General features: G+C 44.0%; 24 protein-coding genes. 8 read left to right on the forward strand and 16 right to left on the reverse strand.

Annotated features, from left to right (window positions below; all coding sequences use genetic code 11):
- The first annotated feature begins 25 nt into the window (after positions 1 to 25).
- Together glcD and BAA9072_RS00085 are read left to right on the forward strand one after the other, a co-directional pair.
- Positions 26 to 1,438 (forward strand): glycolate oxidase subunit GlcD, encoded by a 1,413-nt coding sequence (gene glcD, locus BAA9072_RS00080; RefSeq protein ID WP_201712664.1) that lies wholly within the window; start codon positions 26 to 28, stop codon positions 1,436 to 1,438.
- Positions 1,435 to 2,754, forward strand: coding sequence for a (Fe-S)-binding protein (locus BAA9072_RS00085; protein WP_201712665.1), 1,320 nt, complete (start codon positions 1,435 to 1,437; stop codon positions 2,752 to 2,754). Before glcD ends, BAA9072_RS00085 begins: the two co-directional genes overlap by 4 nt.
- A 70-nt stretch (positions 2,755 to 2,824) precedes the next feature.
- On the opposite strand, the gene BAA9072_RS00090 is transcribed toward BAA9072_RS00085, so the two are convergent.
- From BAA9072_RS00090 to bioD, 3 genes are all read right to left on the reverse strand, one after another.
- Positions 2,825 to 2,986, reverse strand: a complete 162-nt coding sequence (locus tag BAA9072_RS00090; RefSeq protein ID WP_201712666.1) for a hypothetical protein — start codon at positions 2,984 to 2,986, stop codon at positions 2,825 to 2,827.
- Positions 2,987 to 3,141: 155 nt separating this feature from the next.
- Positions 3,142 to 4,461, reverse strand: coding sequence for an adenosylmethionine--8-amino-7-oxononanoate transaminase (bioA, locus tag BAA9072_RS00095; protein WP_230980731.1), 1,320 nt, complete (start codon positions 4,459 to 4,461; stop codon positions 3,142 to 3,144).
- A gap of 16 nt (positions 4,462 to 4,477) precedes the next feature.
- Positions 4,478 to 5,203, reverse strand: a complete 726-nt coding sequence (gene bioD, locus BAA9072_RS00100; RefSeq protein WP_201712668.1) for a dethiobiotin synthase — start codon at positions 5,201 to 5,203, stop codon at positions 4,478 to 4,480.
- 95 nt (positions 5,204 to 5,298) lie between these two features.
- Here bioD and BAA9072_RS00105 point away from each other — a divergent pair, with 95 nt between their 5' ends.
- On the forward strand, positions 5,299 to 5,871 hold the full coding sequence (locus BAA9072_RS00105) for a biotin transporter BioY (RefSeq protein WP_201712669.1): 573 nt from the start codon (positions 5,299 to 5,301) through the stop codon (positions 5,869 to 5,871).
- Positions 5,872 to 5,981: 110 nt separating this feature from the next.
- On the opposite strand, the gene BAA9072_RS00110 is transcribed toward BAA9072_RS00105, so the two are convergent.
- The 7 genes from BAA9072_RS00110 to BAA9072_RS00140 form a co-directional block, all read right to left on the reverse strand.
- On the reverse strand, positions 5,982 to 6,899 hold the full coding sequence (locus tag BAA9072_RS00110; RefSeq protein ID WP_201712670.1) for a ketopantoate reductase family protein: 918 nt from the start codon (positions 6,897 to 6,899) through the stop codon (positions 5,982 to 5,984).
- 74 nt (positions 6,900 to 6,973) lie between these two features.
- Complete coding sequence (locus BAA9072_RS00115) at positions 6,974 to 7,582, reverse strand: methyltransferase (protein WP_201712671.1); 609 nt, start codon at positions 7,580 to 7,582, stop codon at positions 6,974 to 6,976.
- 473 nt (positions 7,583 to 8,055) lie between these two features.
- Positions 8,056 to 9,447, reverse strand: a complete 1,392-nt coding sequence (locus BAA9072_RS00120) for a ferrous iron transporter B (RefSeq protein ID WP_201713158.1) — start codon at positions 9,445 to 9,447, stop codon at positions 8,056 to 8,058.
- On the reverse strand, positions 9,434 to 10,159 hold the full coding sequence (locus BAA9072_RS00125; RefSeq protein WP_201712672.1) for a FeoB small GTPase domain-containing protein: 726 nt from the start codon (positions 10,157 to 10,159) through the stop codon (positions 9,434 to 9,436). The genes BAA9072_RS00120 and BAA9072_RS00125 overlap by 14 nt, the downstream gene beginning before the upstream one ends.
- Before the next feature lies 1 nt (position 10,160).
- Complete coding sequence (locus BAA9072_RS00130; protein WP_201712673.1) at positions 10,161 to 10,412, reverse strand: FeoA family protein; 252 nt, start codon at positions 10,410 to 10,412, stop codon at positions 10,161 to 10,163.
- A 228-nt stretch (positions 10,413 to 10,640) separates the two neighbouring features.
- Positions 10,641 to 11,189, reverse strand: coding sequence for a GNAT family N-acetyltransferase (locus BAA9072_RS00135; RefSeq protein ID WP_230980703.1), 549 nt, complete (start codon positions 11,187 to 11,189; stop codon positions 10,641 to 10,643).
- 48 nt (positions 11,190 to 11,237) lie between these two features.
- Positions 11,238 to 11,528, reverse strand: coding sequence for a hypothetical protein (locus BAA9072_RS00140; protein WP_201712674.1), 291 nt, complete (start codon positions 11,526 to 11,528; stop codon positions 11,238 to 11,240).
- Between the two features lie 178 nt (positions 11,529 to 11,706).
- On the opposite strand from BAA9072_RS00140, the gene BAA9072_RS00145 reads away from it, so the two are divergent.
- Positions 11,707 to 12,381: an NAD(P)H-dependent oxidoreductase gene (locus tag BAA9072_RS00145; protein WP_201712675.1), complete on the forward strand. Its 675-nt coding sequence runs from the start codon at positions 11,707 to 11,709 to the stop codon at positions 12,379 to 12,381.
- A gap of 52 nt (positions 12,382 to 12,433) precedes the next feature.
- Here BAA9072_RS00145 and BAA9072_RS00150 read toward each other — a convergent pair whose 3' ends face one another.
- The 4 genes from BAA9072_RS00150 to BAA9072_RS00165 form a co-directional block, all read right to left on the reverse strand.
- Complete coding sequence (locus BAA9072_RS00150) at positions 12,434 to 13,492, reverse strand: C45 family autoproteolytic acyltransferase/hydolase (protein ID WP_201712676.1); 1,059 nt, start codon at positions 13,490 to 13,492, stop codon at positions 12,434 to 12,436.
- 80 nt (positions 13,493 to 13,572) lie between these two features.
- Positions 13,573 to 14,091: a hypothetical protein gene (locus BAA9072_RS00155; RefSeq protein ID WP_201712677.1), complete on the reverse strand. Its 519-nt coding sequence runs from the start codon at positions 14,089 to 14,091 to the stop codon at positions 13,573 to 13,575.
- A 171-nt stretch (positions 14,092 to 14,262) separates the two neighbouring features.
- Positions 14,263 to 14,847 carry an ATP-dependent Clp endopeptidase proteolytic subunit ClpP gene (gene clpP / locus BAA9072_RS00160; protein WP_201712678.1) on the reverse strand — a complete coding sequence of 195 codons (585 nt, stop codon included), beginning with the start codon at positions 14,845 to 14,847 and terminating at the stop codon, positions 14,263 to 14,265.
- Positions 14,848 to 14,868: 21 nt separating this feature from the next.
- Complete coding sequence (locus BAA9072_RS00165) at positions 14,869 to 15,555, reverse strand: sigma factor-like helix-turn-helix DNA-binding protein (RefSeq protein ID WP_201712679.1); 687 nt, start codon at positions 15,553 to 15,555, stop codon at positions 14,869 to 14,871.
- 185 nt (positions 15,556 to 15,740) lie between these two features.
- Between BAA9072_RS00165 and BAA9072_RS00170 the strand changes: the two genes are divergently transcribed.
- The 4 genes from BAA9072_RS00170 (at position 15,741) to BAA9072_RS00185 (ending at position 19,547) form a co-directional block, all read left to right on the forward strand.
- The gene (locus tag BAA9072_RS00170; protein WP_201712680.1) at positions 15,741 to 16,415 is read left to right on the forward strand and encodes a response regulator transcription factor; all 675 of its coding nucleotides are present in this window, start codon (positions 15,741 to 15,743) and stop codon (positions 16,413 to 16,415) included.
- Complete coding sequence (locus BAA9072_RS00175) at positions 16,412 to 17,782, forward strand: sensor histidine kinase (RefSeq protein WP_201712681.1); 1,371 nt, start codon at positions 16,412 to 16,414, stop codon at positions 17,780 to 17,782. Before BAA9072_RS00170 ends, BAA9072_RS00175 begins: the two co-directional genes overlap by 4 nt.
- 72 nt (positions 17,783 to 17,854) lie before the next feature.
- Positions 17,855 to 18,892 carry an ABC transporter permease gene (locus BAA9072_RS00180; protein ID WP_201712682.1) on the forward strand — a complete coding sequence of 346 codons (1,038 nt, stop codon included), beginning with the start codon at positions 17,855 to 17,857 and terminating at the stop codon, positions 18,890 to 18,892.
- A 1-nt stretch (position 18,893) separates the two neighbouring features.
- The gene (locus BAA9072_RS00185; RefSeq protein ID WP_201712683.1) at positions 18,894 to 19,547 is read left to right on the forward strand and encodes an ABC transporter ATP-binding protein; all 654 of its coding nucleotides are present in this window, start codon (positions 18,894 to 18,896) and stop codon (positions 19,545 to 19,547) included.
- A 25-nt stretch (positions 19,548 to 19,572) separates the two neighbouring features.
- On the opposite strand, the gene BAA9072_RS00190 is transcribed toward BAA9072_RS00185, so the two are convergent.
- Complete coding sequence (locus tag BAA9072_RS00190) at positions 19,573 to 19,776, reverse strand: hypothetical protein (RefSeq protein ID WP_201712684.1); 204 nt, start codon at positions 19,774 to 19,776, stop codon at positions 19,573 to 19,575.
- A 237-nt stretch (positions 19,777 to 20,013) separates the two neighbouring features.
- The gene (locus BAA9072_RS00195) at positions 20,014 to 20,880 is read right to left on the reverse strand and encodes a DMT family transporter (protein ID WP_201712685.1); all 867 of its coding nucleotides are present in this window, start codon (positions 20,878 to 20,880) and stop codon (positions 20,014 to 20,016) included.
- Between the last annotated feature and the right edge of the window lie 190 nt (positions 20,881 to 21,070).

Below are 21,070 nucleotides of genomic sequence, written 5' to 3' on the forward strand. Positions count from 1 at the left end.
CTCGCTGAAAAAGGTGGAAATTAGTATGATCACTCCTGACATCAAAAAACGTTTCATCAGCATCGTCGGAGAAGAAAATTATCGTGATACTCCTGCTGAGAAGCTTGTCTATTCTTATGATGCAACACCTAACTACCAATCCATGCCCGATGCAATCATCGTTCCAAAGTCTACCGAGGAAGTATCGGAAGTCGTGAAGGTCTGTAATGAGCAGCGTATCCCCATTGTCCCAAGGGGCTCGGGGACCAATCTATGCGCAGGTACGTGTCCCACTGAAGGTGGACTTGTTCTCCTTTTCACTCAGATGAACAAGATCCTCGAATTGGACGAAGAAAATTTAACGATCACCGTCCAGCCAGGGGTAGTGACCCTCGATCTGATCCACGCCGTTGAAGAAAATGGCCTCTTTTATCCTCCTGATCCAAGTTCCATGAAAATATCCACAATTGGAGGGAATATCAATGAAAACTCCGGTGGACTCAGAGGATTGAAGTATGGGGTCACACGGGATTATGTACTCGCCCTTGAGGCGGTCCTTCCCAATGGGGATATCATCCGGACCGGTGGAAAACTCGCAAAAGATGTAGCCGGATATGATTTGACCCGTCTATTTGTCGGATCAGAAGGAACGCTTTGTGTCATTACTGAAGCAACTTTAAAACTCATTCCCATGCCTGAAACGAAGCAGACGATGCTTGCCCTCTATCAGGATATTGAAGCAGCGGCACAAAGCGTTTCCAGCATCATCTCCAATCGAATCATTCCGACGACGCTTGAATTTTTAGATCAACCCACCCTTGAAGTGGTTGAGGATTTTGCCAAGATCGGACTTCCTACCGATGTAAAAGCTGTACTTCTGATTGAACAGGACGGTCCTCCTGAAGTTGTGGCCCGAGATATGAAACGGATGGAAGAAGTGTGTGTAGAAAACGGTGCCGTATCGGTTCAACTGGCCAAAACGGAAATCGAAGCAGATGCTCTTCGGACTGCCCGGCGTTCAGCCCTGTCGGCTCTGGCCCGGCTCAAACCGACGACGATTTTGGAAGATGCGACGGTTCCCCGTTCGGAAATTGCCAAGATGGTGAAGGCCATCAATGAAATTGCCGAGCTCCACGATTTGAAGATTTGTACATTTGGACATGCAGGGGATGGAAACCTTCACCCGACGGTGGCAACTGACGTCAGGGACCATAATGAAATGGAGCGAGTCGAAGCAGCCTTTGAAGAGATCTTCGCTCATGCCATCGAACTGGGTGGTACCATCACCGGCGAACACGGTGTCGGAATGATGAAAGCCCCCTACCTGGAATGGAAACTCGGTCCTGAAGGAATCGGGGCCATGAAAATGATCAAGCAATCCTTCGATCCCAATAACATTATGAATCCAAATAAAGTGTTTGCGAAAGAATCGAGAAAACGTGTGGTGATTTCAAGATGACAACAGTCCAGGAAAAGCAAAAGATACAACAGGAATTTAAAAACCGCATAGATGAAGATGAATTATTGAATTGCATGAGATGCGGCTTCTGCCTTCCCTCTTGTCCGACATATATTGAATCGGGGTTTAAAGAATCACACTCCCCCCGGGGACGCATTGCCCTGATGAAGGCAGTTGTTGATGGAGTGATTGAACCGGACGAAGAAGTTGAACGTACTCTGGACCTGTGTCTAGGATGCAGGGCATGTGAACCGGTCTGCCCTTCAGGCGTCAATTACGGACATTTACTGGAGGAAGCACGGGATATCATCAATCAAAATAAAAGACATTCCCTTCCTGTCCGGGTTGTTAGAAAGACCGTATTTGAGGGATTATTTCCACACCCGGATAGAATGAGAATGGTGACGAACCTTCTCGGAATCTATCAGCGGTCCGGATTGCAGAAAGCAGTCCACACCACGGGCGTGATGAAGCTGTTTCCGGAAAGCTTGGCAACGATGGAGCGCGTTCTCCCCCAAGTTCCTACGCTGAAAGAGATGAAGGAACGCCCGACTTCCCTTTCCTCCATTGGTAAAGTACGGAAAAAGGTCGCCTTCTTCTCCGGGTGTTTGATGGATACGATGTTTTTGGAAACGAATAAGGCCACGACAAAACTGCTTCAACTGGCAGGCTGCGACATCGTGATTCCCCACATGCAAACCTGCTGCGGAGCCTTGCATGGGCATAGTGGTGAGAAGGATGCTGCTAAGGAGTTGGCCAAGCGGAATATTGAGGCATTTGAAGACGCGGGAGTCAATTTCATCATCACCAACGCCGGTGGATGCGGAGCTTTTCTCGTCGATTATGATCACTTACTGAAAGATGATCCCGAGTGGAAAGAACGTGCCGTTCAATTTAAAAATAAAATCAAGGATATCTCTTCAATCCTGGTAGAATTAGAGTTTCATAAACAGGATTTGAATGTTATGCCACAACGAATCACGTATCAGGACTCATGTCATCTGCGAAATGTACAAAGAACATTTATGGAACCAAGGCTGCTTCTTCAATCAGTGGGAAATGCCGATTACATTGAGATGAAACAAGCCGACCACTGCTGTGGATCAGCAGGTATCTACAACATCGTAGAATCCGAAATGTCCATGAAGATCCTCGATCACAAAATGGAAAACGTCGAAGGCACCATGGCCACCACCATTATCACATCCAATCCAGGCTGCCTCCTCCAAATGAAACTCGGCATCGAAAGAGAAGGCCTCACCAAAAAGATCCGGGCCATCCACATATCAGACTTCTTATTAGAAGCAATCGAATAAGAGGGACGGACCTCTTCAGCCAACATTTTACTTGCGTGAAAGGAAGGCTTGGAGGTCCGTCCCTCTCTTTTTATTGTTTTCTTATCTTGAAAAATGAAAAGTAAACGAGGAAGGAGAGGATGATGCCGTAGGCTGCCAGCAGTGAAAGGGCATTGGTGAGGTTGGTGGTGAGCCAGATAATGATGGTAGCGATGGCGACAAGTACTGCGCTGATTGCGATGAATCTGTTCATTTAGGGTGCCTCCTTTATGGTCAGAATTGGATTATATGAATATATACGTCTTAGATAAAGGAACGGTTTCTTTTTTCATTGGGAAATGAGAATTTTTGTACCAGGTACAGGAACCTACAAAAGACGAACCCCCTGCAAGGTCCGTCCCTCCAGTTTCAAACGCCAGCCGCTTCTTTGGTAGTGATGTCGATGGCTTCCGTCATGATTTCAATCATTTTCGCAAGTTCCGCTTCCGTTGTGGCAAGCGGGGGCATGAAGACGATGGTATCACCTATAGGACGGGTCAGCATTCCCAACTCACGCATTTTGATCGTCGTCCGATAGCCGACTCGTTCTTCCCACGGAAATGACTTTTTTGATGCTTTGTGTTGAACCAGTTCAATTCCGCAGATCATTCCAAGCTGCCTGATGCTGCTAACATGGGGATGATCGTTCAAAGGTGCCAATAGGGAGTGGATGATTTCTGTTTTCTCCTGCACTTTTCCAATCAGATTGTCCCTTTCATAGATTTCCAGATTCGCCAATGCAGCCGCACACCCCAGCTGGTTTCCTGTATAAGAATGACCGTGAAAAAAAGTCTTCAGTGATGTGTAGTCATCATAAAACGCTTCATAAATGTCTTCTGTTGTAAGGGTGGCAGCAATCGGCAGATATCCCCCAGTGATTCCTTTTGCCACTGTCATGATATCAGGCTGCACATTTTCATGCTCAACGGCAAACATTTCCCCTGTCCTCCCGAAGCCGGTTGCTACCTCATCGACAATAAGCAGAATCTCATATTTCCGGCAAAGCTTTTCGACTCCCTTGAAGTATCCCTTCGGCATAATATTCATGCCGCCTGCACCCTGTATCAACGACTCCACTGTCATGCCGGCGACGTCTTGGTGATGCTCTTGTAATATCTCTTCCAATTCACTGAGAGCCTGATCCCGAATCTCTTCCTCCGTCGTTAAATCAGGGTGATGAGCAGTGTCAGGAAACGGAGCAACGAGTGAGTCAAACATAAGTGATTTATAAACACGATGAAAAATATCCACTTTCCCGACACTGATCGCTCCTACCGTATCACCATGGTACGCATTTTGAAGCGTGATAAACTTTTGTTTTTCAGGTCTTCCTTTATTTTGCCAGTATTGGTAAGCCATTTTAATAGCGATTTCAACCGAGGTTGCACCACTGTCTGAATAAAAGACTCTCTTTAACCTTTCCGGTGAAAGTGACACCAGCTTTTCTGCTAATAATACGGATGGTACATTCGCGGCACCAAGCAAAGTGGAGTGAGCGATTTTATCGAGCTGATCTTTGATCGCCTGATTGATTTCCTCATTGCGATGGCCGTGAACATTAAGCCAAAGAGACGAATAACCGTCAAGATATTCGCGGCCGTTGATGTCTCGTAAATATACACCCTCACCGCTCTCAATCACTAAAGGGTTCTCATCGTAATCCTTCATCTGCGTAAATGGAAGCCACATATATTGACTGCTCTTTTCAATTAGCTGCTGCTGATTCACTTTGAACGTCCTCCTTTAACACTTCCATTTTCCAATTTTTAAATAAGTCTTTTACATTCAACTCATCCATTGTATCCTGCGTCATGAAAGGAAGCATGCCAATTATGGGTACTTCTGTTATCCTTTCAATCATCCGTTTGTTGTCCTTTTCTATTTCCAGCATCTCATCTGGCGAAGTTTGATTCAGGACGATGCCTGCTATCTGAATATTTCGCTGTTTCAAAGCCATCACAGACAGAACTGTATGATTGATCGTACCCAGTCCGGCACGTGCGACCAGAATGACCGGTAGAGACACTTGATCAATCAAATCTAATATTGTTGCCTCCTCGTTTAAAGGAACAATCAGACCCCCTGCCCCTTCTACAAGTAAAAGTTCATGGGCGTTCCTTAACTTCTTCACCTGCTCTAAAATCGGCTTAAGCTCTATCGACACACCGTCGATTGAAGCGGCAAGGTGAGGAGAGCTTGGCGTTTCTAATACGTATGTATTCACTTCTTCCCCAAACGTACATTTAGTGATCCTTTCATAGGATTCCATGTCAGGCGCAACCAATCTATCATTCTTCCTGATTGCCCCACTTTGCACAGGCTTATACGGAAACACATCGATGCCTTCTTCTAAAAAATACTTTACTATCAACCCTGTGGTTAGCGTTTTACCGATTTCCGTATCGGTTCCCGTGATAAAAAAACCTTTCAAGTGTCCTCCTCCTTTTATGTTAACCTTATTTACAAATTGGTTAACATTTAAGATAATATCAATCATACCACAGTTTTTAGGAGGAGAAAATCAAAATGGGGAAAACAAGGGAATTAGTCTTATGTGGCCTTTTTGCAGCTTTAATGGCGGTGGGAGCGAATGTATCACCATTTCTAATGATCGGGGGGATTCCGGTGACCCTTCAGCTAATGTTTGCCATCGTTGCCGGAGGGGTGCTCGGGAGCCGGGTAGGAGCGAAGGCAATGCTTGTGTATGTAGCACTGGGATTGATCGGTACACCGGTCTTTGCACAGTTTAAAGGAGGTCCTTCAAGTATACTCAGTCCTACCTTTGGATTTGTTTTATCGTTTATAGTGGTTGCATTCATAGTGGGGATGATCCTGACAAGGAACCGTACATTTCAAGGATATGTTATGGCAGGGATCGCTGCCATATTGTTCAATTATATAATCGGCACGAATTTCATGTACCTGGCACTTACCTTATGGGCAGATGCACCAAGTGGATTCAGCTACACGGTTGCCTGGGGCTGGATGGTGGCGTACCTGCCGTTGGATGTAATCGTAACCGGTGTGTCAATGGTGGTTCTACAGCGATTGTATAAGTTGGCTCCCTTCAGGAACGTTCGCCCTTCTTTTCATAAGTAGATTTATAGAGTGCTATGATTCAGCAGCTGATATTACCGGAATATTCAGCTGCTGAATCTATTCAAAAAAAACATCAGACACCTTCAAAAGGTATCTGATGTTTCCCACTCTCATTGACTCGCAATCTCATAAATCTTCAAATTCCCATAAATCAACCGCAAATCAGGAGCCTTAACTCCCTGACCCTCTGCTGCCTCCAATAAATAACCGTACAAATGATCGGCTTCCACAGAAAGATTTTTCTCCATATCACGCTGCAAGGAAGATTTCATGGTATAACCCATTCCTCTGATTTTATCATATAGAGCATCTTCTATATGATCTGCAAGGGGGGCTTCGAGGTTCCTCATAACCGTTGCAGCCTGTGATAGGACTGCTTTGATTCTGTCGGCTCCTTCATCGGTCTCTCTAATTGGACCGATTGGTGAACGATAAAGGGACGTAACCCCTGAAAGAGTCGTGATAAAGAGATATTTATGCCACATTTCCTGCTCGATGGTATCGGATAAACGGAAGTTCGCTTTCGTTCCTGAGAAAGCTTCTTCAAGCTTGGTGATCCTTGTGGTTCTTTCTCCATTTCTCTCACCAAACACCAGATCATGGATAGGACTTGTCTGAATGACTTTCCCTGCTTCCCCCAGTGTTGACTCAACAAAGCATAAACCACCTAACACTTTTTCTTCCCCAAAGGCTTCAACCAGAACATCCACGTGGGACATTCCGTTTAACAACGGAAGGATCATCGTGTCCTCTCCAACAAAAGGCTCTAGACTATCAATGGCCCCTTTTAGATGATAGGCCTTGGTGGATAATATGACGGCATCAAAAGGATCTGCTTTTTCTTCTGCTTTAAGAGTTTTCGGCTGACATTTAAAATCGCCATGGACGCTTTCGATTTGCAATCCATGTTCTCTCAGCTGATGTGCCCTCCTTTCCCGGACAAGAAAAGTGACGTCCTCACCATTCTCTATCAATCTACCTCCGAAGTAACCCCCGACGGCACCTGCACCTACCACTAAAATCCTCATTCCATCCGCCTCCATTTCTGTTCTATCTTCCACTTCATTGTCCGATATGAAAGCGGATAAATCAAAGATTTTGATTAATACATCAATCCGTAAATCAAAAATCTCTCATACTCATTCTGTTCAAACTCCCCTGTTAAAGAAACCTCTTTTCGCAGCTGGAATAACGGATGATCCTCCAAATAATGAACATAGTCATCTGAACTGTAATACAAAATAATTTCGATGTCCCGGGGATAGGATTCCACTGATAGGAGAATATTGTTGATGACTTTCATAAAAATTTGGACAGAGAACGGATTAAAAAAATAGAAGCGGTTGTCTTTCGGATGAATATCATAGTCCTCTGCCAGGCAATGGCGGAAAGAAATAGAGCCGGTCTTGATATTCACTTTCTCACGGTAGGTTGAGAGGTTTTTCATACTATCCTCAACAAACGTATCGTTCATTTCCACCCCGACAACAATTGATTGAAAAAGATAATGAATGAAAAAGTTCAATCGCCCTTTACCACATCCGAAATCGACCACTTGATCACTGCTTTTCAGTTCATATTGCTGAAATAACTCTTCAAGTGCCGCGTAGGGTGTAGGTTCATAGCGATGATAATGAAAGGATCTGTGAAACCCTATTTGACGTTCTCCCGTCTTAATATTCAATACAGTATCATAGTCATGTACTTTCATTTTGATCTCCTTATCGAACCTGCTGTATGTATACACCATCTATCGTACCACGATTAATCATACCTTCATAAAAATAACAAGAGGCTGGGACATAACTAAATCGATCCAATCTAAAGTCAATAAACTAGTCTTTAGAATCAGTTGTTACACCGCTGGCCGATTTCGTGCAAGACTGCGCTTTTTTCCTCGGGCGAAAGGCGAGCCTCCTCCTTTCCTCAAGATGTCCAGCTACATGGCTTAGGTCCTCAAGCTCATAAGTCAATCCTACCAAAAAGGAAAAAACGCGCCTTTCCGGAGTCTCGTCTTCTCACTCCAATCAACAACAAAAATCAGCCATATACACGAGGTAAGCAATATTAAAAATAATAAAAAATCCGAACGATTTCGATTTTCATAAAAGAATGTCGAATAATCGAGCGGATTTTTCTTTGACTAAAACACTTTTGTCTCAACCTCTTGTTTTTTCAATTGTTTTACACCCAACCCAATGCTCTAACAACGGTAGCTACTAAAAATGTAACCCCGATAGCAATCGCAGTCGGGATTGCAAAGGACATGAACGTCCATTTCTTGCTTTTTGTTTCCTTGTAAATATTCACAAGGGTCGTTCCGCAAGGGAAGTGAAGGAGTGAAAAGAGCATCATATTCAGTGCCGTTAACCACGTCCATCCGTGACTGACGAAAACCGCTTTTAGTTCAGTCAAATCATCAAGCTCCAGCATCGCCCCTTGAGACAGATAAGCCATGATTAAGATGGGAACGACAATTTCGTTTGCCGGAAGCCCGATAATAAAGGCCGCCATGATGAACCCATCCATTCCAAGTGCTTGCCCGAATGGATCAAGGAAATTAACGAAATGCATGAGAATGCTTGTGTCACCGATGGTAATATTGGCGATGATCCAGGTAATGATTGACGCAGGTGCTGCCACGATCACGGCTCTCTTTAAAACGTACCATGATTTATCAATACTTGAACGTAATACTGTATTCCAGATTTTCGGACGACGATATGGTGGTAACTCGAGCGTATAATGAGTCGGAACTCCTTTAAGGGCTGTTTTGGAGAGTATCCACGATACGGAAATTGTGACGACAATCCCGACCAACACCATGGTCATGACCATTCCTGCAGTCACAAGGGAAGCCATCCCCCCGGCATATCCGGCTGCCATGAATAAAGAAGCAAGTAGAATCAACGTCGGCCATCGTCCATTACAAGGAACAAAGTTATTCGTCAGGATCGCAAGCATTCTCTCCCTCGGTGATTCGATGATTCTCGTCGACATGATGGCGGCAGCGTTACAGCCAAAGCCCATCGCCATTGTCAAAGACTGCTTCCCATGACCTCCCGCTTTCTTAAAGAGTCGGTCCATGTTGAATGCTACCCTCGGCAAATACCCATAATTCTCCAGAAGTGCAAAGGCAGGAAAGAAAATGGCCATCGGTGGAAGCATGACGCTGATTACCCAGCCAGTACCTCTGAAGAAGCCGAGTACCAGCACTCCGTGAAGCCAGGCAGGTGCATGCATGGCATTAAAGAGTTGAGTCAGCTGTCCTTCCATCCAGGCAAATCCCTGTGCCAGCATGCTGGATGGGACGTTCGCCCCGGCGATTGTCAGATAAAAAACCGCACCAAGCAGGGCAAGCATGATAGGGAACCCCCATATCGGTGAAGTTAACACTTTATCCAACTTTTCGGAATGGATTCTTTCTTTGTTTTTGTATTTAACGACTTCTTGGCAGATTCCTCTGCTCGTGGAGTAAATATTTTCTACAATTTCATCCCGAAGGTTGTCACTTGACATCCCTTTAGCATGATTAAATAAATACGCCAGACCCTGATCTCCCTCATGTGGTTGCATTGACTGAGACATTGGAGAATCCTCCTCCCTTTCGTTCCCTCCGGAAGTAATCATTCAACGAGTTGAGTATGCTTTCATCTCCGTCTAACAAACGCAGGGAAATCCATCGAATCGGAAACTCATCCCCAATCAGCTGCCGTACCTTAGGAGCCAGCTCTTCAATTTTTGCTTCAATATCACTTGAGTACCCCATGCGATATGGCGTAGTGGGCACATTTCCTTTTGCCATTTCATGGACGGTATCCAATAATTCGTTGATGCCCGTTTTATTTCTTGCCGATATCTTCACAACAGGGACACCAAGCTTTTTGCGGAGTACCTCACTATTCACTTCGATCCCTTTTTTCTTTGCTTCATCCATTAAATTGAGGACTACGATCACTCTATCTGTCATTTCCATAACCTGAAGAGCGAGGTTCATATTTCTCTCAAGGGACGTTGCGTCCAGTACTACAAGTGTCACATCCGGTTTGTCAAAGATAATGTAATCCCTCGCCACTTCTTCATCCGCTGAATTGGAATAGAGGGAGTAGGTCCCTGGCAGATCGACAATAGTGAAATCCGTCCCATTGTGCTTGAACTCACCTTCTGCGTGAATGACCGTTTTACCAGGCCAGTTCCCTGTGTGCTGCCGTAAACCCGTCAACAGATTGAATAATGTACTTTTCCCTGTATTCGGATTTCCAGCAAGAGCAATTCTGTAAGATCCCATTTTACGCACCTCCTAATTTCTTAACATGAATCCTTGAACTTTCTTCTTTCCGTAGTGCAATCGTGGTGTCACTCACCCGAAAGGCCATAGGATCACCCAGCGGACTTTTTTGAATGACCGCAACCTCGGACCCCTTCACAAATCCTAAATCCAATAATCTTCTCCTCATCGTACCCTCTAATGATAATGATGTTATAAGAACGCGGTCTCCTGGCTTACACTCTGAGAGAAGCAACGTTTTGACTTCGGACATGTTTCATTCCTCCGGTAAATTATATTGTCTTTATATTAAAAAGTTTCCCTAATGCAAATTATATGTTCATCTTATTCCCTTTACCCCCAAAATGTCAAACAAAGTTTATTTATTTTAAGGATTTTTTGAAGGGACGCACTCATATTGCTTATCTATTACCAATGACAAAAAAGGTATCTGGCTGACAGATACCTTTTCACAATTTCCCTATTGAGTATATTGCATCTTCTAACCGAGATAGCCCAGTAAATCCAGTTCCCCCTCATTCCATTCCTTCTCACCGACTGATTTAATCATTAGTTCTGGAATAAGTTCATAACCGATTCCTCTTGTAGTTAGATTCCTATCATTGATTTTTAACCATTTGCATCGGTTTTGAACGGTTTTGAATCCATTTCTTTCATATAAGTCACCCTGATCAGCAAATAACACGATAAAATCGATATCACGATTCCGGCAAAACTTGTCTGATTCCAAAAGTAAGCGGGAACCGATTCCCTGAGACCGCATTTCTGAGGATACACATACATCGATGAGACTTAATACGTTGATCGCTTTCCCTTGTAGATTCATCACTCGTAAGTCACATGCAGTATGCCCCACCAAACGACTATGGTTGTATGCCAGGAATCTAAAATGGGGCATCTGTTTAAAATAAATCCTATCCTCAGGATAATCCTCTCCGAAGCATTCACATAATAATGGTTGGAGGTGATGGCGGATTTCTTCGTTTAGATCGAACTCAAACACTGTTTTGATTTGAATATCCTTATCCATTATTCGTTCCCCTTTGTCTATTGACTCTGTCTGTATTTACGATCAATCTTATTTCTTCACAGGCTTTAAGATTGTTCTTTGCAAAGGGACGCCACCCATTGAAACATTCCGTTCAATGAACAAATAAGGTAAGCCATCTACAATAAATTTCCTGTTCCCCATGTATTTCACCTGTTTTCCCTTTCCTTCAAGTTCTGTTTCGATGGCCGCGATGTATTCTTTTTCTTTGAAATAACGTTCTTCAAAATCGATTTGAATATGCCCTTTTCTATAACCCATCAGCCAATTAAATAGAAGGAGAGCCCCAATCCCTGCAAGTGTGCCCCAGATAATTCCCATACCCCAACATCTCCTTTTTAGATACTCTTACTTCTTTACGGGTGAGGTTGGCCATTTGTTTCACTTCCAATCAATTGTTCAGGGAAAAAGAATTACTCAAGACACATTACATGATTAACCTTCTGAACCTGTGGTAAGTTAAACATGTTGGAATTAATGGATAAGGAGTGAATGTTCGATGTCTAATAAAGATCAAATCAAGCAAGACATTTTAGATGCTTACCATTTCAGACATGCAACCAAGGAATTCGACCCAGATAAGAAAGTATCCGATGACGATTTCAGATTCATTATGGAAACGGGTAGACTGTCACCGAGCTCATTCGGGTTTGAACCATGGAGATTTGTGGTTGTCCAAAATTCTGAACTGAGAGAAAAGATCAAGAACACTGCATGGGGAGCGTACGGAAAACTGCCGGAAGCCAGTCATTTCGTCGTGATTCTGGCAAGGACAAAGAAAGATACGAAATACGATTCAGACTACTTACAAGATCATTTCAAAAATAAAAAGAACATGCCAGAGGATCATTTGGCAAAATACTTAGAACGAATCGAACAGTTCCAGAAGGTTGACTTCGATTTACTTGAAGGTGATCGCCCCCTATACGACTGGGCCGGTAAGCAGACCTATCTAGCCCTTGGGAATATGATGACCGCGGCTGCCCAAATCGGTGTCGATTCCTGTCCGATTGAAGGCTTTGATATTGAAAAAATGAATACATTATTGGATGAGGAAGGCCTTCTCGAAGACGGCAGCTTCATGATTTCCGTCATGGTCGCATTCGGATATCGTGTCAAGGAACCAGCTCCGAAAACACGTCGTCCTTATGAAGATATCGTGAAGTTTGTTTAAAGCAAAAATGACCCCGGTTCAAAATCACCGCGGGTCATTTTTAAATGCTGGTCTATTGTTTAAACCAATCCGCCCTCTCATCCATATGAACAAACGGAATGTCTGTATCCACTTCACCAGTGATTTTTTCTCTCTCATCGTCCTTGCCTTCGAGCCACTCGGCAAAATCAAAGACTACAGGTTCCCTGTCCCCTCCAAGGGCAAACCAGGCTTTCATCTCTTTCGGAAAGTAAGCGGATGTATGAATCGTACCTGCCCAACTCCCGTAAAGATCGGAAAAAACGCCTTTATCCGTATCATTCATTAAGCGAAAGGCTTGGGTTGCGTCCTGTTCCCCTTTTTCCTGGATAATCCCCAATCGTCTTTTTGAATCAACCAAGTGATTTCGATTTTCCTGGGTCATCACTTCAAAATGATTGGTACATGCATTTGATTGCCTTTCCTCTACGCCACGCGGTGAGGTTTCCACAATAAACGTTTCCCCACTCCTGTCATATACGACATAGCTGAATGAGTGCCGATGAGGGATTTCCTTTAACATCTCAACCGCCTCAGTTACATTTTTACATGATTCAAGTATCAAACGTCCAATCATGCAGCAAATGAACCCATCACCGGGATTTTTCCGGTGCATAAAATTATAACCCAATGCCAGACCTTCTTCGTTCATTCCATCCATCCGCCCGGTCACGCGCTGACTCGGCCCGATGATACTATACCCGCCATCCGTTGGCTGATAAAACGTATAGCGTCCTTCATACGTTTTCGGGTGATAATCATAGTTTCTAATTAAATAATCCTGTCCGGTGACAATCGAACAGCCGGACTTCACGTACTCCACCCGATACCCGCCAAACTCCTGGAGGACCCGTTCCATCGGCCACTTGAGTGCTTCATGTAAGCCAAGGAGTTCATCCCAGATGCCGGGGGCGAATCGTATAATGGCTTCCTTTGTTTCCTCAATACTGATGGAAAACCGTGGTTTTCTTACCTTCCACTGATTCTCCCGATTTCTTACCGTGATCGAATCCCTTATTCTTTCACCTTGCTTAAAACCAAATTCGTAATGAGATCCACGAAATTGGATCACATCGCTATGTATCGTTTTCATCTGTATACCTCGTTTTTGTCGAAATGTATTCTTTAAGGATAATAAAAAGGTGGGTAAAAGGAAAGGAATCCAAAACCCTGCTACATACGCCTATCAACTGGAAGAAAAACCATCATCACAAAGCCTATGACAAAGGCCATTCCCGTTACCAATAACCCTAGAAAAAAACCGACAACGGCCATAAACCCATCTTCACCTGGATTCTGTGGTACATACGTAACCCATCTGTACACGATAAACAAAAAAAGGATCAAATAAAAACTGCTCCCCGCCATCCCTGCTTTCAATCTCTCGCCTTTCTTCCACTCCCTCGCATGGACAATCGATTGCCACACGAGAATACTCGCGACAGTTGCAGCTGCCATGATCACAAGGTGGATGTATGGAATCGTCATGAAGGTAAGGGCGTACAATATAAAGACAGTTGTACCAAATAACACCATATTCATCCCAAATAAAAAAACTCCGATCAACCAGGAATTCTGAAACCACCTATACTTATTTAATGAAGTGATCCATTGAATGGAATACACTTTCTCTCTGGATCTTCTCATAAACAAGAACAGTCCGATCAAACCCAATACTAACATCAGTGTCATCAGCCACTCCCTCCTTCTGTAGTGATCTAAACATCGATTTCTAGTGAATCCATGGTTCATTTTACCATATTCTTCTTAGATCATGGCGCTTTGTCTATCAGATACACCTCCCCCTCGTTCAGCATCCGAATGGCATAAAAAAGAACGGTCCGTAGACCGTTCCAGTTTCCACTATTTTTTCTTCTCGATAATCTCATCAATGATCCCATATTCCTTCGCCTCATAGGCACTCATGAAATAGTCCCGGTCCGTATCGAAGGCGACTTTTTCAACAGATTGACCTGTCTTATCCGCAATAATCTCATTAATATGCTCCCTTAATTTCAGGATGCGCTTCGCTGAAATCTCAAGGTCTGTCGCCTGCCCCCGTGCCCCTCCCAACGGCTGATGGATCATGATTTCGCTATTAGGCAGGGCAAATCGTTTTCCTTTCGTGCCTGCAAGAAGCAGCATTGCACCGAACGATGCCGCCATTCCCGTACAGATCGTCCGCACATCGGGATTAATGTATTCCATCGTATCAAAGATCGCAAACCCCGCCGAAGTGGAACCACCAGGACTGTTAATATATAAGGAAATATCTTTATCGGGATCATCTGCTGCCAGGAATAATAATTGAGCCACGATACTATTGGCCATATGATCATTCACTTCGTCACTCACCATGATGATCCGGTCCTTTAATAATCGCGAGTAAATATCGTAAGAACGCTCTCCTTTACCGGATTGTTCAATGACATAAGGTATTGCATTCATGTCTACTTCCTCCCTCATTCGTTATGCAGCCATTGAGAGGACGTTTGATGGAGAAGAAGAAGTTGGTACACACATTGGTACCGGACCGTACGCAAGCAGTACCGGGATGTAGGCTATCAGGAGACTTGGATCCTGGGCTTTCAGGCTTCGATACAGGATAGCGTGCAGCTCTTTTTGAAGATCATCATCCCAATTCGTTTGAAAACCATTCCATTCTTCATCTTCTGATATTTTTTTCACCTTTGCCCTGGAACGATTCAATAAGGCCTTCACAGCGGTTTCCGTCAGATTCAACATAGCCGCTACTTCCGAAATCTTGTACTGGAAGGCTTCTTTTAATATGAAGGTGATCAATTGTTTCGGTGTCATCTTTTTTGAAAGCATCACGATCATATCAGGACTGAGACTCTCTTTTATATGATCTTCCCCACCCAGCTCCGGAACAGAACCAACTGTTTCCCTGCTTTCTTTCCGCACTTTATCGATCCAAAGATGGTAAGCCATTTTATTCAGCAGGGAAGCGCTCCACCTCTGTCTATCCGGATAATGATTCAGTGCCTTACAAACGGCTTCCTGAGCAAGATCTTCCCCGTCCCATTTGTTCTTTGTCAGGAAATAGCAGTATCGATAGAGTTTCGGAACCATAACGTCTATTCCCTCATCACTCTGCTTTTTCCAATTCCGGTTCACCAATGATTTCGGTTCCATTATTTCCACTCCTTTACATCCTCTCATGCTTATAACGGATAAGTATGTGAAAAAGATATGGGTAAAAGGATGATTTTATTAATAGTATATCCAATTGAGGAAAGATGGGTAATAAATTGGTTTCAGCTCCGCTACTTGTGCTAAAGTGGAATCATTAAAAAACGTTAAGAGAAAGAGGAGCCGTTATGATCTCAATACTTGTCGTCGACGATGATCCCCATCTTCGAAAGCTCGTCCGTGTCCATTTAGAGCAGAATGGCTATCTGGTAACAGAAGCACCTGATGGCGAAGCTGCATCAATCGTTCTCGTAAATCAAACGATCGACCTCGCGATTGTGGACCTTATGATGCCGAATAAAGATGGTTTTCAATTAGCCAGGGAAATGAGAGAAGACTATGATATACCGATTATTATGTTGACTGCCAAGAGCACCATCACGGATAAAGCGAAAGGCTATCAGGCCGGAACCGATGATTATATAGTGAAGCCCTTTGAGAAAGAAGAGCTCTTATTCCGTGTACAGGCCATCCTGAGACGATTCGATCGAGCCTCTTCTCAATCCATTCACCTGAGAGACATGACGCTTGATAAACGGTCTTATGAGGTGAAAGTCGGAACGAAAACCATCATTCTCCCCCTTAAGGAGTTTGAGCTGCTATATTATCTGGCAAGCTTCCCCAACAGAACATTTACAAGGGATGAACTCATACGGCATGTATGGGGTATCGACTTCAAAGGGGACGACCGGACCATCGATGTTCATATTAAAAGGCTTCGTGAACGGTTTCGTCGTTCTTCCCATGCTTTCACGATTACCACTATTCGAGGAGTCGGCTACAAATTGGAGGTTAGCAAATGAGAACTCTATATATTCGGATCGTTGTCGTCACCCTGTTGATCATGGTCACGAGCAGCGTCGTCGCTTTTATCGGTTCGAACCTGTACTATCAGATGATTCTAAAACCATCCAATGATGAGAAGAACACTGAAATTGCAAGGGACGTTGTTGAATTATACAATGAAGCTTCCATTGGAGAATCTTCCTTTTTTGAGAAAACGGCAAAACTCAGCTATCAATTTTATGTTACCGACGGAAAAGGAGCTGGAACATTTTATGGGGAGGAATTTCGGGATCGCACTTTGTCCCCGGAAGTGATCAGGAGTGTTCTGAACGGGACCACTTACCACGGTATGGCTGAATATCCTTCCACCACTTTTGTGACCGGATTTTTCTCAAATGAATTATCCAACAGCATCGGTGTCCCGATTGAAATAGGTGGGGTACCACACGCCATGTTTATGAGACCGAACGTCAAGCAGCAATTCAATGAAATACATATTCTCCTATCTGTCCTTCTTCTATTGACGATTGTATTCAGTATGCTGATCGTATTCTTTAGTACGCGGTATTTGGTCAAGCCGATCAGGGAGCTTACTGTTGCTACGAAGAATATAGCCGGCGGAGACTATTCCATACAACTGAATGAAAATCGCAAGGACGAAATCGGGACCCTCGCCAAATCGTTTACCACCATGAGCCGCCAGCTGATGCAGGTGGAAAGTATGCGCCAGGAGTTCGTTTCCAATGTGTCCCATGAAATTCAGACACCTCTTTCTTCCATGAAAGGCTACGCGAATCTGTTACGATCCCCTTCCCTTTCAAAAGAAGATCAGGATTACTACACAAAGGTGATCGAATCTGAAAGCACACGGTTGTCCAAGCTTAGTAAACAGCTCTTAACTCTTGCCTCCCTTGATAAGGATCGAGGAGTGACCAAGTCAGAGCCTGTTGACTTGACCAAGATGCTTCAGGCTCTCATTGTCCAAACAAGATGGTTGTGGGAAGGAAAAGACCTTGCCGTATCCCTGGAAGCGGATGAGGTGAAATACATCGGGCATGAAGAATTGCTGTATCAGGCTTTTGAGAACCTTGTAACCAACAGCATTAAATACACTCCGGCTGGGGGAGACATCAACATGTCTCTTTACAAAGAACAAAAGGGTATCACGTTTATCATCGAGGACACTGGAATCGGCATCCCTCCAGAACATATGGAAAAGATCTTTGACCGATTCTACAAAGTCGATGAGTCCCGTAGTCATGAAAGAGACAGCAGCGGTCTTGGTCTGTCCATCGTCAAGAAAATCATTTCCCTCCATCATGGGAACATACATGTAAAGAGCCTTCCAAATAGGGGAACCACCTTCACTGTGACACTTCCTTAATCCTTTGTTCATCTTCCATTCATACTTTCCTCTTATCATGAAAGAGAAGTAATGAAAGGGAAGGTGATTTTTTTGTTTCTCGCTTGGAAAGAAATACGCTATTCAAAAATGAAATTCTTATTGATCATAGGGATCATCACGCTGATAACCGGCCTCGTCTTGTCGATATCCGGACTTGCCAACGGTCTATCTGTTGATAATGCCTCCGCTATTAAAAATATGGCTGCTGAAACATATATTGTGGAAAAAAGCGACACACAACAGCTTGAACGATCGAATATGACGGTTGAAGACCTCACTTCTGTAAAGGGAGGATCTCCACTTGGTTTGAAGATGGTGGAAATAATCCATGAAAGTGAAGCAGTGAATATCAGCCTCTTTTCCTTAAACACAGACAGTACATTTATGCCTGAAACTCAACTTAAAGATAAATTGGCACCTTACGAGGTGCTTGCTGATCCCGGTCTGAAGAAAGAAGGATTCAACGTTGGGGATTCCTTCACATACAAAGACAGGACGTGGAAAATCAAAGGGTTTACCGATGAGCGCTTCAGCTACGGCCATACCCCGGCCATGTTCACATCGTCAGAAACGTGGGATGATCTCCATCAGGATAAGCTTACGTATCAGGCAATCCTCTTGTCTGATAAAGATGAAGTAGAAGCTCCTCCCCATCTGGACACAGCAACCAAGGAAGACATCCTTGCAAACGTACCTGGCTATTCGGCAGAACAGGGATCTTTGAATATGATGGTGATTTTTCTTCTCATCATCTCAGCGATTGTACTGGCTACCTTCTTCTATGTAATGACGTTGCAAAAGCTTCAACACTACGGGGTATTGAAAGCGATCGGGACAAAAGCTGTCGTCCTGCTTCGCGCCCTTTTCGCCCAGATCTCCATTCTTTCCATTCTGGGGATCGCTGCAGGGAATACCCTTACCTATGGGCTGACACTGATGATTCCGAAAGACGTCCCGTTTGAATTATCGACACAAATGATATTGTTCAATAGCGCATTGATCTTACTCATGGCATGGATCGGTTCACTTCTGTCCTTCAGAAGCATTATGAAAGTCGATCCATTAGAAGCAATCGGAGGGGTGAAATAACATGACAACCATTTTAGAATTAAACGGGGTTACGAAATCATACAAACAGGGACAGGAAGTACTCACGGTTCTCGACCATATTTCCATGCAGGTCAATAAGGGGGAATTTGGTGCCATACTGGGGCCATCCGGGTCAGGAAAAAGTACTCTTCTCTCCGTCATCGGAGCATTAACCAGTCCCTCAAATGGTGAAGTGATCTTAAACGGACGGAATGTACACACCATGAACGGAAAAGAACAAACGTCCCTTCGCCTGAAGGAAATCGGTTTCATCTTTCAGCAATCCAATCTTATTCCTTTTTTAACGGTGGAAGAACAATTATTACTCGTTGGCAAGCTGATAAAGCAGAAGGAACGCCTTCAGGAGCGGGCACTTGAGTTATTATCACATCTGGGGCTTGCAGAAAGGAGCTCCCATTATCCTGAACAACTCTCGGGTGGCGAACAGCAGCGCGTAGCCATCGCACGTGCCCTCATGAATGAACCGAAGCTGATCCTTGCCGATGAACCCACGGCCAGTCTCGACCGTGAACGGGGGAAATCCGTGGTGGAATTATTAGTAAAAGAAACGAAGGAGAGGCATATCGCCACCATCATGGTTACTCATGATGAATCGATGATCAGGGATTGTGACTGGGTGTATCGGATGAGGTAAGTAAAGGAAAGTGCCTGGCAAACAGTCAGGCACTTTCCTTTTGCTCCAACAACCGCTTTAGCTTCTCAGGATCATCCGCTCTCAATGCCACTTTAGACACTTCTTCTTTTCTTCCCATGAACATGGTCGCTTCAACAGGTACTTTCAAGAACAGGATCACTTGAGGATGAATCTCTTCGAAGTCATTCAGCATGAATACCATGCCTTTGCTTGGTTTCTTTTCCCCCATTCCATTCCCTCGATGTTTGAAAGGGACAGAATTATCCGCTGCCTCATCCCCTTCCACCCGCTTTTGAGAATTACCACCTATTTATTTTTGTAAAGAGGGAAACTGATTTGTAAACTTTCTATCACATGTATAAAAAAAAGGCAGGGACAAAAGTGTTTTAGTCTAAGTAAAACCCGAACCAACCTGCTTCCTAATAGGCAGATTGGTTCGGGTTTATTGGTTTTGTACAAGCCACTTTTATACTCTCTGCTTTTTACCAGCTTCATTATTTTTCAAGAACATATACAATGATGCTCCGAAAATCACAACGTATCCCATAATGCTGAATACATCCGGGATCTGACCAAATAAGTAGATGCTGATGAGAGCGGAATACACCACAGTCGAATAGAAGAAGATCGATATCTCTCTTGCCGGTGCATACTTGTATGCTATCGTGATCCCGAATTGACCGACTGTCGCAAAAACACCTGCGGATAACAGGTAAATCCACTGCTTCGCGCTCATCGGTTCATAAAATCCGACGACAAATGGAATGAGCACCACTGTCGTAAAGAAGGAAAAGTAAAAGACGACCGTGTAAAACTTCTCCCTGGTCCCCAGTACACGCAGCACCGTGTAAGCACCTGCTGCAAAAATGGCGGAAAACAAGCCTGCAATATACGGTATGACATCAAAGGAGAAGGCCGGTTTGATGATGAACAATGTACCGATGAAGGCAATGATAATCGCCACCACCTGAAAGACACGCGTCCGCTCTTTCAAGAATAGAGCTGAGAAGATAATGGTCAAAAAAGGGCTCAGCTTGTTCAGCATATCAGCATCGGATAACACGAGATGATCGATGGCATAGAAGAACAATACAATCCCCACAGCTCCTAAAGCCGAGCGCAGCAATAAAAGCTTTTGATTTTCTTTCTTCCCGAATAGCCTTTCCTTATGATACCGGACAAAACCGAATGCAATGAATGCAGAGACGATGTTCCGGAAAAATGTTTTCTGAATCGTAGGCACATCTCCCGACATCTTAACAAAAGCCGCCATGAGAGAGAAGCCAAACGCTGATAAAAGCAATAGACATATTCCTTTATTTCGATTTGACATAATTTCCTCCAGTGATTAACAATTTAACAACTACGATAGTGTAACAAAAAAAGGAGGACAAGGAAAAAGAACGGTTCCCATTTGGAGGCCACTGAAAAAGTTCAGAATTTTAGAGATAAAAAATGATGTATTAAAACCGAGGCGCCAGATTCGCTTCTAAGGGATGATAAACTGGTAGAGAGACATTTTT

Origin of the sequence: Rossellomorea arthrocnemi, assembly GCF_904424705.1 — a bacterium.
In the GTDB taxonomy this organism is placed as follows: Bacteria; Bacillota; Bacilli; order Bacillales; family Bacillaceae_B; genus Rossellomorea; species Rossellomorea arthrocnemi.